General features: G+C 64.5%; 9 protein-coding genes. 6 read left to right on the forward strand and 3 right to left on the reverse strand.

The window, feature by feature from the left end; genetic code table 11:
* The first annotated feature begins 207 nt into the window (after positions 1-207).
* Both G342_RS0118245 and G342_RS0118250 read left to right on the forward strand, forming a co-directional pair.
* On the forward strand, positions 208-414 hold the full coding sequence (locus G342_RS0118245) for a cold-shock protein (RefSeq protein ID WP_018184614.1): 207 nt from the start codon (positions 208-210) through the stop codon (positions 412-414).
* A gap of 194 nt (positions 415-608) precedes the next feature.
* Entirely contained in the window at positions 609-1,379 is a 771-nt protein-coding gene (locus G342_RS0118250) for an MgtC/SapB family protein (RefSeq protein ID WP_245557293.1), read from the forward strand.
* Positions 1,380-1,409: 30 nt separating this feature from the next.
* Here the strand turns inward: G342_RS0118250 and G342_RS0118255 are convergent, their stop codons facing one another.
* The 3 genes from G342_RS0118255 to G342_RS0118265 all read right to left on the reverse strand — a co-directional run bounded on the left by G342_RS0118255 (position 1,410) and on the right by G342_RS0118265 (position 4,662).
* Positions 1,410-1,988 carry a hypothetical protein gene (locus G342_RS0118255; protein ID WP_018184616.1) on the reverse strand — a complete coding sequence of 193 codons (579 nt, stop codon included), beginning with the start codon at positions 1,986-1,988 and terminating at the stop codon, positions 1,410-1,412.
* Between the two features lie 111 nt (positions 1,989-2,099).
* Positions 2,100-4,385 (reverse strand): NADP-dependent malic enzyme, encoded by a 2,286-nt coding sequence (locus G342_RS0118260; protein ID WP_018184617.1) that lies wholly within the window; start codon positions 4,383-4,385, stop codon positions 2,100-2,102.
* 94 nt (positions 4,386-4,479) lie between these two features.
* Positions 4,480-4,662 (reverse strand): hypothetical protein, encoded by a 183-nt coding sequence (locus G342_RS0118265; RefSeq protein WP_018184618.1) that lies wholly within the window; start codon positions 4,660-4,662, stop codon positions 4,480-4,482.
* A 396-nt stretch (positions 4,663-5,058) separates the two neighbouring features.
* Here G342_RS0118265 and cysS point away from each other — a divergent pair, with 396 nt between their 5' ends.
* The 4 genes from cysS to cimA are packed head-to-tail and all read left to right on the forward strand — an operon-like array spanning position 5,059 to position 8,744.
* Positions 5,059-6,597: a cysteine--tRNA ligase gene (gene cysS, locus G342_RS0118270; protein ID WP_018184619.1), complete on the forward strand. Its 1,539-nt coding sequence runs from the start codon at positions 5,059-5,061 to the stop codon at positions 6,595-6,597.
* Positions 6,594-6,899, forward strand: coding sequence for a hypothetical protein (locus G342_RS0118275; protein ID WP_018184620.1), 306 nt, complete (start codon positions 6,594-6,596; stop codon positions 6,897-6,899). Before cysS ends, G342_RS0118275 begins: the two co-directional genes overlap by 4 nt.
* A 31-nt stretch (positions 6,900-6,930) precedes the next feature.
* Positions 6,931-7,143: a CysS/YqeB C-terminal domain-containing protein gene (locus G342_RS0118280; protein WP_018184621.1), complete on the forward strand. Its 213-nt coding sequence runs from the start codon at positions 6,931-6,933 to the stop codon at positions 7,141-7,143.
* Positions 7,140-8,744, forward strand: coding sequence for a citramalate synthase (gene cimA, locus G342_RS0118285; RefSeq protein WP_018184622.1), 1,605 nt, complete (start codon positions 7,140-7,142; stop codon positions 8,742-8,744). Before G342_RS0118280 ends, cimA begins: the two co-directional genes overlap by 4 nt.
* Positions 8,745-9,215: the final 471 nt, after the last annotated feature.

A 9,215-nucleotide genomic window follows, 5' to 3' on the forward strand; every position in this document is an offset into this window, starting at 1 on the left:
GTCGTTCATGAACGAAGCGGACGGATGTACTCCGTTTCTTTTTTCCCTGATCCCGTGACAAACGATCAGATGCTCCGGTTGGGTTTGCGAACCGGATCGGTGAATGTCGCCGCGCCCTTGATGGGCTGTCGGCTGTGTTCCCGATCTTGTTCGCCTCGAAGGCGCGCTGGCATGGTGCTGGCGTGAATGACTAAGGTAGTTTTCTAAATGGCCGATATTGGCACCGTTAAGTTCTTCGATTCCACGCGCGGCTTCGGCTTCATTGCGCCTGACGCCGGTGGTCCGGACGTCTTCGTGCATGTGACCGCTCTTGAAGCAGCCGGCATGCGTTCGCTCAATGAAGGCCAGAAGGTTTCCTTCGACGTCATCAGCGATCGCGGCAAGACGAAGGCCTCGAATCTCGCGGCCGTCTGAGCTTTCAGCGCAGGCTTGAAATCGAAGAGCCCGGCTTCGCGCCGGGCTTTTTTGCGTCCGGATTTTCCATCCCGGCGCCCGGACACTCCAACGTCCGACCCTGCCGTGGCCTGTCCCGGCACCCGTCACACGTCATCTTCCCCGTCCTGGCCACGACGCCGCGCCCCTGAGCGCGCGCCTTCTAGCGCTTGTTCGTGGCCGACAGCGCGTCGCGCGGGCTCTCGTCCCGGAGCTCGCGCGATCGCCGCTGTCCTGCCAACAAGAGAGGTCCACCAAGACTATTGTCGATTTCCCTGCATCTGGTTGTCGCGCTCTTCTGCGGCATGTTGATCGGACTTGAGCGGCATTGGTTGCAGCGCCACACCGGCCTGACGACGCACGCCCTCGTGGCGCTTGGCGCCGCCGCCTTTACCTCGCTGGCCGTCCTGTTTGACGGTGCAACGGATATCCGCATGGGCGCGCAGGTCGTCAGCGGCATCGGCTTCCTCGGTGCCGGCCTGATCATGCGGGACGGTCTCAGCGTGCGTGGTCTACGCGGCGCCGCGACGATCTGGGCGACAGGTGCCGTCGGCACACTGGCCGGTTATGGCTTCGTGATCGAGGCGGTCGAGACAACGGCGTTCGTTATCTTCATCAACATGGCGTTGCCGCGGATCGGCCGGTTTGTCGAACGCTATGCGCCGGAACAGGAAATGGACGAGCGCTACTACGTGGTCAAACTGAAATGCGCCTCCGGCGACGAGGCCTGGACCCGGGCCAAGCTGTTGGAGGCGATGACGGTTCAGAAGTTGCGCCTGCACGGCCTTGAAAGCCGCACGATCGCCGATAGCGGCAGTGTCGAGGTCGAAGCCGTCCTCTACAGCACACGGCAGGAGGATCGGTTGCTGGAGCGGCTGGTTGGTGAACTCAGCCTGTCGCCACTGATCTTTTCGACCAGCTGGACATCGACCTCGCCTCCGGAATAGCGACGAGCGACCGTGTCGCCTGCTGTCGCCTCAGGTCGGAACCGTGATCTGGGTGCCGTTCTGCGTGCCCGGCACGATGGCGACGTCCATCGCCTTGATTTCCTCATAGCGCTTCATCTCGCGCGAATAGGGGCGCCAGTCGTAGAGCAGCAGCTCGGCCGGGCGCCACAGGCCGACCCAGCCTGCAATGATGAAGCCCTCGCCAAACAGGCGGCCGACGGCGTGGCGGGTGAAGATCACCTCTTCGAACAGCAGCGACAGCGCCAGGCAGATCGCCCAGAACACCAGGCCGATGCGCAGCGCCTTGCGCCCCTCCAGCCAGATCTCGCGCTTCTTCTGCGCGGCCAGGCGAATCTGGGCGTTGCAGTAGTTGATGATCGCCGTGCGGACGACCGGCGTCTGATCGGCGACGATCTGCGCCTTGGGCAGGTGGATCGCGATCTTCCGGATGGGTTGGCCGCTCGGGCGGGCGTTCATCGTGTCGATCAGCTGTTCGATGCCCGACGCTTCAATGTTCTCCCCGAGGAACGGGTCGACTTCCGGCGTCTGGAAGAAATTATGGATGTCGCTCAGATACAGGTCGACGGTGTCGTCCGCTTGGCTGGTCATGGCGACGGGTCTCGGGCTCGAAGGAAATGGCCGGCGCCTTGCGGCCCGGCCATCCGGAATCCCATGTTGCTGCGTCGGCCGGACAACCGCAAGGTGGTCCGGCCTGCTTGATCAGGCGTTCTGGGCTTCGACCGCCGCCAGCGCCGTCATGTTGACGATGCCGCGCGAGGTCACCGACGGCGTCAGGATATGCGCCGGCTTGGCGGCGCCGAGCAGGATCGGCCCGACATGCAGCGCGTCGGTCATCACCTTGACGACGTTCATCGTGATGTTGGCGGCGTCGAGGTTCGGGAACACCAGCAGATTGGCCTCGCCGGTCAGCTTCGACTTCGGCATGACGCGGGCGCGCAGTGTCTCGGACAGCGCCGAGTCGCCATGCATTTCGCCGTCGACTTCCAGGTCAGGCGCCGTCTCCCACAGGATCTCCGTGGCTCGCCGCATCTTGGCGCTCGAGGCGTTGTCGCGCGAGCCGAAATTCGAATGCGACAACAGCGCCGCCTTCGGCGTGATGCCGAAACGGCGGATGTGGTCGGCGGCGAGCCGGGTCACTTCCGCGATCTCTTCCGCCGTCGGGTTCTCGTTGACATAAGTGTCGGTCAGGAACGTCGTCGCTCCCGAGCTGATCAGCAGGCTCATGGCCGAATAGGCGTGGCTCTCGGGACGCAGCCCGATCACATCGCGGATGACGCGGAAGTTGGTGCGGAACTGGCCCTCCAGGCCACAGAGCAGCGCATCGGCGTCGTTGCGGATCAGTGCCAGCGCGCCGATGACGGTCGAGTTTGTGCGGACGATCGTGCGCGCCGCCTCCGGCGTGATGCCGTGGCGGCCCATCTTGTCGAAATAGAGATCGACATAGTCGCGATAGCGCTTGTCGTCCTCGGGATTGATGATTTCGCAGTCGATGCCCGGCTTGAAGCGCAGGCCGAAGCGCTTGACGCGGGTTTCGATGACCGACGGGCGGCCGATCAGGATCGGCTGCGCCAGTCCGTCCTCGAGCGCCACCTGGGCTGCCCTCAGCACGCGCTCGTCTTCACCGTCGGCGTAGATGACGCGCTTCACGTCAGTCTTCGCGGCCGCGACCATCGGCTTCATCAGCAGGCCGGACTTGAAGACGAAGCGGGTCAGCCGGTCCATATAGGCGTCGAAATCGGCGATCGGCCGGGTGGCGACGCCGGTCTCCATCGCAGCCTTCGCCACGGCCGGCGCGATCCGAAGGATCAGGCGCTGATCGAAGGGCGACGGGATCAGGTAGTCCGGCCCGAAGGAGAGCTGCACGCCGCCATAGGCCTGCGCGACGACATCGGAAGGTTCTTCCTGGGCGAGTGCCGCGATCGCATGCACGGCCGCCTGCTTCATCTCCTCGTTGATCGTCGTGGCGCCAACATCGAGGGCGCCGCGGAAGATATGAGGAAAGCAAAGAACGTTATTGACCTGATTGGGGAAATCCGAACGGCCCGTGCAGATCATGACGTCCGGGCGCACAGCGCGCGCGTCGTCCGGCATGATCTCCGGCTTCGGATTGGCCAGTGCCAGGATCAGCGGGCGCTCGGCCATGCGGGCGACCATGTCCGGCTTCAGGACGCCGGCGGCCGAGAGGCCGAGGAAGACGTCGGCGCCGTCGATGATCTCGGCGAGCTTCCGCTTGTCGGTCTTCTGCGCGAAGACGGACTTCCACTGGTCCATCAGGGCTTCGCGGCCCTCATAGACGACGCCCTCGATGTCGGCGACCCAGATGTTCTCCAGCTTGGCGCCGAGCGCGACCATCTGGTTGAGGCAGGCGAGCGCCGCGGCGCCGGCTCCCGAACAGACGATCTTCGCTTCCGAGATCGGCTTGTCCTTGAGCTTCAGCCCGTTGATGACGGCGGCGCCGACGATGATCGCCGTGCCGTGCTGGTCGTCATGGAAAACCGGGATCTGCATCCGCTCGCGCAGCTTGCGCTCGATTTCGAAGCATTCCGGCGCCTTGATGTCTTCGAGGTTGATACCGCCGAAGGTCGGCTCGAGGGCCGCGACGACATCGACGAACCGGTCGATGTCGCGCTCTTCGACCTCGATGTCGAACACGTCGATGCCGGCGAATTTCTTGAAGAGGACGGCCTTGCCTTCCATCACCGGCTTCGAGGCCAGCGCACCGATCGCGCCGAGCCCGAGCACGGCGGTGCCGTTCGAGATCACGGCGACGAGGTTGCCGCGCGAGGTGTAATCGAACGCCTTGGCGGGATCCGCCTCGATGGCGAGGCAGGGGGCGGCGACACCAGGGGAATAGGCAAGGGCCAGATCGCGCTGATTGCCAAGCGGCTTCGTCGCCCGGATCTCGAGCTTACCCGGCTGCGGGAAGCGGTGATAGAAGAGCGCGCTCTCGTCGAGATCGGCGCCCACCGGGCTTTTTTCGGTCATTGTCTTGCCTGCGAACGATACGGATGAACGGCAGTCCTCGCTGCCGCGATCCGTACGTAGCCGATCCGGGCCGGCGAGGCGAGCCAGTGAATGGTCAGAAGGCCGCGAAGCCCGAACGCGCGGCGCCGCAGGCGATGCCCTTGGTCATGCACATGCTGATCGCCGAGCTGCGCGCGTCGCGTATCTCGGAATGCGACGGGCGCTGCACCAGCTCGGCGAGGCCGATGCCGACCAGCGTGGCGAAGAGGGTGACGGCGAAGAACGAACGAGTGGCCATGACGCGGTACTCCAAAAGGCCCAAATCGATGGCTGGATCCTGCGCCCCCACAGCTGAACCCGACCTGAAACCTGTGTTCAGATATCGTTCGGAATTCTTGCAAATTGATTAAAATCGTCTCGATCTTAGGACTTTGGTGACGTTGGCGGCAGGATTGTGGATTGCCACGGCGCGAACGCAATTCCGCGCGTGCCGACCGGGTTCGCAGCGTACCGCCTTGACGCTCCGTCCGAATTCCTGCATCACGCTGGCATGACGGCTTTTCCGCGTTTCAACGGCATTACCTGCTGCGGGATTATTACCGGCTAGCGCACGCTGGCTGAGGCCGTTCCTCTGTTCCATTCCGATAGAGACGAACGCCCCGGCCGGCGGGCTTTTGTTCATCGGGATCGTTCAATGACGCTGCGCCTCTACAATACGCTGACGAAGGACAAGGACGAACTGAACCCGCTCGCCCGGGATTCAGCGACCGGCAAGCCGCATGTCCGCATGTATGTCTGCGGACCGACCGTCTATGACTTCGCCCATATCGGCAACGCGCGCCCGGTTATCGTCTTCGACGTGCTGTTCCGGCTGCTGCGCCATGTCTATGGCCCGGATCACGTCACCTATGTCCGCAACATCACGGACGTCGACGACAAGATCAACGCGCGCGCCGCCGTCGACTATCCCGATCTGCCGCTGAACGAGGCGATCCGCCTCGTCACGGAGAAGACCGACGCGCAGTTCCAGGCGGATGTGGCAGCACTCGGTTGCCTGCCGCCGACCGAGCAGCCCCGCGCCACCGAGCATATTGACGGCATGAAGGCGATGATCGAGCGCCTCGTCCAGCGTGGCGTCGCCTATGTCGCGGAAGGCCATGTCCTGTTCTCGCCCTCCGCCATGGACCGGCTGAACGGCAAGCTGCCGCGCTATGGCGCGCTCGCCCGCCGCTCGCTCGACGAGATGCTGGCTGGCGCCCGCGTGGACGTTGCCCCTTACAAGAAGGAGCCGATGGACTTCGTGCTCTGGAAGCCTTCGGCCGAGAACGAGCCCGGCTGGCCGTCGCCGGCCGGCATTGACGGGCGCGGTCGTCCGGGCTGGCACATCGAGTGCTCGGCCATGTCGATGGCGAAGCTGCTGGAGCCGTTCGGCGGTGGGCTCAACTGCGACGATCCGCTGAAGAACACCTTAGATATCCATGGCGGCGGCATCGATCTGGTCTTCCCGCACCACGAGAATGAGATCGCGCAGTCGTGCTGCGCCTTCGACGCGCCGCGCATGGCCAATATCTGGATGCACAACGGCTTCCTGCAGGTCGAGGGCGAGAAGATGTCGAAGAGCCTCGGCAACTTCGTCACCATCCGCGAGCTGCTGGAGACGGGCGATTTCGGTGCGAATGTCTGGCACGGTTCCGTGCTGCGCTTCGCTATGCTGACGACGCATTATCGCCAGCCGATCGACTTCACCGCGGAGCGTCTCGTCGAGGCGCGCAAGCAGCTTGCCGATTGGATCGATTTCGTCAGCGGTGCCGATGAAAGCGAGAGCGACGAGCCACCGGCCGAACTGGTCGAGAAGCTCGCCGACGATCTGAATTTTTCCGAGGCCAAGGCGCTGATGGCGTCCTGGGCGCGGCAGAAGGGCGACGCCGAGGCGGCGACCAAGCTGTCGCGGTCGATGCGCTTCCTCGGCCTCTGGAACGGCGAGGCCTCGGTCGAGATCTATTCCTATGGCTATGCGGTCTCGGATGGGCCGGGTTCCTATGAGCTGCATTTGCGGGAACTCGACGCGATCGCCAAGCCGCAGATCGCCGCTCGTCTCGAGGCGCGCCGCGCCAAGAATTTTGCCGAGGCCGACCGCATCCGCGCCGAACTCGACGGCATGGGCATCCTGCTGAAGGACGCCAAGGACCCGTCGACCGGCGAGATCGTCACGACCTGGGAGGTGAAGCGGTGACCGTATCGCGCGCTCCCTTCGCCACCACACTCTCCGTCATCCCGGCGAAGGCCGGGATCCATACGGCTGAGTTCGCCGGGGTTTCGGCTGGCGTGGTTCGGGCTTCAACGTCCAAAGCTCCCGCTGAATGGATCCCGGCCTTCGCCGGGATGACGAGCGAGGGTGTCATCGTCGATGCATCCTTGCTTCCCGGCGCTGCTTGTGGCCGTGCCCCGCGCGCCGTGGTCGCCTCACGCTCTGCCGTCATTCCCGAATTCACGGCGATGACGTCCCGCCTCGACCTGCAATCCGGCGCGCGATAACCGCCGCGCCGTCCAACGGAAAGACACCACCATGACCAACATTCCGCTCGACGAAGCCCTGATCGAACAGCTCATCGCCGACCGTATCGCCGCGCGCGAGGCCAAGGACTTCGCCAAGGCCGACACCATCCGCAAGCAGCTCGACGCCATGGGCCTGGTCATCATCGATGGCAAGGACGAGGTCACCGGCGAATTCTGGACGACCTGGGATCGCAAGGCCGTACCGGAAGAAGGCTCAGAATGACGAAAGAGCGCCTTTATCTCTTCGACACGACCCTGCGTGACGGCGCGCAAACGAACGGCGTCGACTTCTCGGTCGAGGACAAGGTCCTGATCGCCGGCATGCTCGACGCGCTCGGCGTCGACTATGTCGAGGGCGGCTATCCCGGCGCCAACCCGACCGATACCCGCTTCTTCACCGAGAAGCGCACGAGCCGGGCGAAGTTCACCGCCTTCGGCATGACCAAGCGGGCAGGGGTCAGCCTCTCCAACGATCCCGGCGTCAACACGCTGCTGGCCTCCGCCTCGGACGCGATCTGCTTTGTCGCCAAGAGCTGGGACTACCAGGTCAAGGTCGCGCTCGGCGCCACCGAGGAAGAGAACCTCGAGGGCATCCGCCAATCGGTCGAGGCGGCCGTCGGTGCCGGCAAGGAGGCGCTCGTCGATTGCGAGCACTTCTTCGACGGCTACAAGGCGAATCCGATCTATGCGCTCGCCTGCGCCCGCACGGCCTATGAGGCCGGTGCGCGCTGGATCGTGCTGTGCGAGACCAATGGCGGCACCCTGCCGGAGGAGGTCGAGGCGATCGTCCGCGAGGTCGCCAAGGTGATCCCCGGCGATCATCTCGGCGTTCATGCGCATAACGATACCGAACAGGCCGTCGCCAATTCGCTCGCCGCCATCCGCGGCGGCGCCCGCCAGATCCAAGGCACTCTGAACGGCATCGGCGAGCGCTGCGGCAATGCCAACCTGACGTCGCTCATTCCGACCCTGATGCTGAAGCCCGCTTACGCCGATCGTTTCGAGATCGGCGTCACACCGGAGGCGCTGAAGGGGCTGACTGCGCTGTCGCACCGCTTCGACGAAATCGTCAACCGTGCGCCAAACCGGCAGGCGCCCTATGTCGGCGCCTCGGCTTTCGCGACCAAGGCCGGCATCCACGCCTCGGCCATCGTCAAGGACCCGAGCACCTATGAGCATGTGAAGCCCGAGCTGGTCGGCAATCATCGCCGCGTGCTGGTCTCGGACCAGGCCGGCCGCTCGAATCTGCTGGCCGAACTCGCGCGCCTCGGCATCACCGTCGACAAGGGCGATCGCCGGCTCGATGTGCTGCTTTCCGAGGTCAAGGAGCGCGAGGCAGTCGGCTATTCCTATGAGGGCGCCGACGCGTCGTTCGAACTGCTGGCGCGCCGCACGCTCGGCAATGTGCCTGACTTCTTCACCGTCGAGAGCTTTCACGTCACCGTCGAACGGCGCTTCAATGCCGTTGGCAAGCAGATCTCGGTCTCCGAGGCCGTTGTGAAGCTGATCGTCGGTGGCGAACGGCTCCTGACGATCGAGGAGGGCAACGGCCCGGTCAACGCGCTCGACCGGGCGCTGCGCAAGGATCTCGGCGTCTATCAGGAAGCGATCTCGGATCTCGAGCTGATCGACTACAAGGTTCGCATCCTGAATGGCGGCACCGAGGCCGTCACCCGCGTCCTGATCGAGACCCGCGACGGTACCGGCGACAGCTGGCTGACGATCGGCGTCTCGGAAAACGTCGTCGACGCGTCGTTCGAGGCGCTGCTCGATTCGATCGTCTACAAGCTGGTGAAATCCGGCGCGAAGCCGGCGCACGGCTGAGCGGTCAGGCCCTCATCCAACCTTCTCCCGCAAGCGGGAGAGGGACGGGGCGTCGGGGGGCGGGTCGAAGTGCAGGACGACGACACAACCCCCATCGTCGAAAGCAGGGATCCATGCATCCGCCGCGTCAGGCGCCTACCGCCTCGCGCGGCGGAAATTTGGATCCCGGATCTCCGCTTCGCTGCGTCCGGGATTGTCTGTTTGGAATTTGCTAGATGGTTTGGGCCGGTTGCGGGTTTCGAAACGGCCATCCCGAAACCCGCGTCCATGGCCGAGACCGTCCCGGGATCGGGCGCCTGCCCGTCGTCATCTGGGTCCGGCGGTGGACCGGCTTCGCTTGCTTGTTGACTTGATGGGGCCGCGTTCCCGCGAGCCCGCAGACAATCCGAAGCCAGGACAAACCATGCCATCACCCAGCCCAGCCGTCGAGACGGTGCCGCGCATCCTCGGCATCGACGTCGCCAAGGAAAC

The organism is Kaistia granuli DSM 23481 (genome assembly GCF_000380505.1).
Taxonomy (GTDB): domain Bacteria; phylum Pseudomonadota; class Alphaproteobacteria; order Rhizobiales; family Kaistiaceae; genus Kaistia; species Kaistia granuli.

Excerpts from the sequence above, each read along its gene's own strand:
- G342_RS0118245 (WP_018184614.1), top strand. The coding sequence starts at position 208 with ATGGCCGATATTGGCACCGTTAAGTTCTTCGATTCCACGCGCGGCTTC.
- G342_RS0118255 (WP_018184616.1), bottom strand. The coding sequence starts at position 1,988 with ATGACCAGCCAAGCGGACGACACCGTCGACCTGTATCTGAGCGACATC.
- G342_RS0118260 (WP_018184617.1), bottom strand. The coding sequence starts at position 4,385 with ATGACCGAAAAAAGCCCGGTGGGCGCCGATCTCGACGAGAGCGCGCTC.
- G342_RS0118265 (WP_018184618.1), bottom strand. The coding sequence starts at position 4,662 with ATGGCCACTCGTTCGTTCTTCGCCGTCACCCTCTTCGCCACGCTGGTC.
- cysS (WP_018184619.1), top strand. The coding sequence starts at position 5,059 with ATGACGCTGCGCCTCTACAATACGCTGACGAAGGACAAGGACGAACTG.
- G342_RS0118280 (WP_018184621.1), top strand. The coding sequence starts at position 6,931 with ATGACCAACATTCCGCTCGACGAAGCCCTGATCGAACAGCTCATCGCC.
- cimA (WP_018184622.1), top strand. The coding sequence starts at position 7,140 with ATGACGAAAGAGCGCCTTTATCTCTTCGACACGACCCTGCGTGACGGC.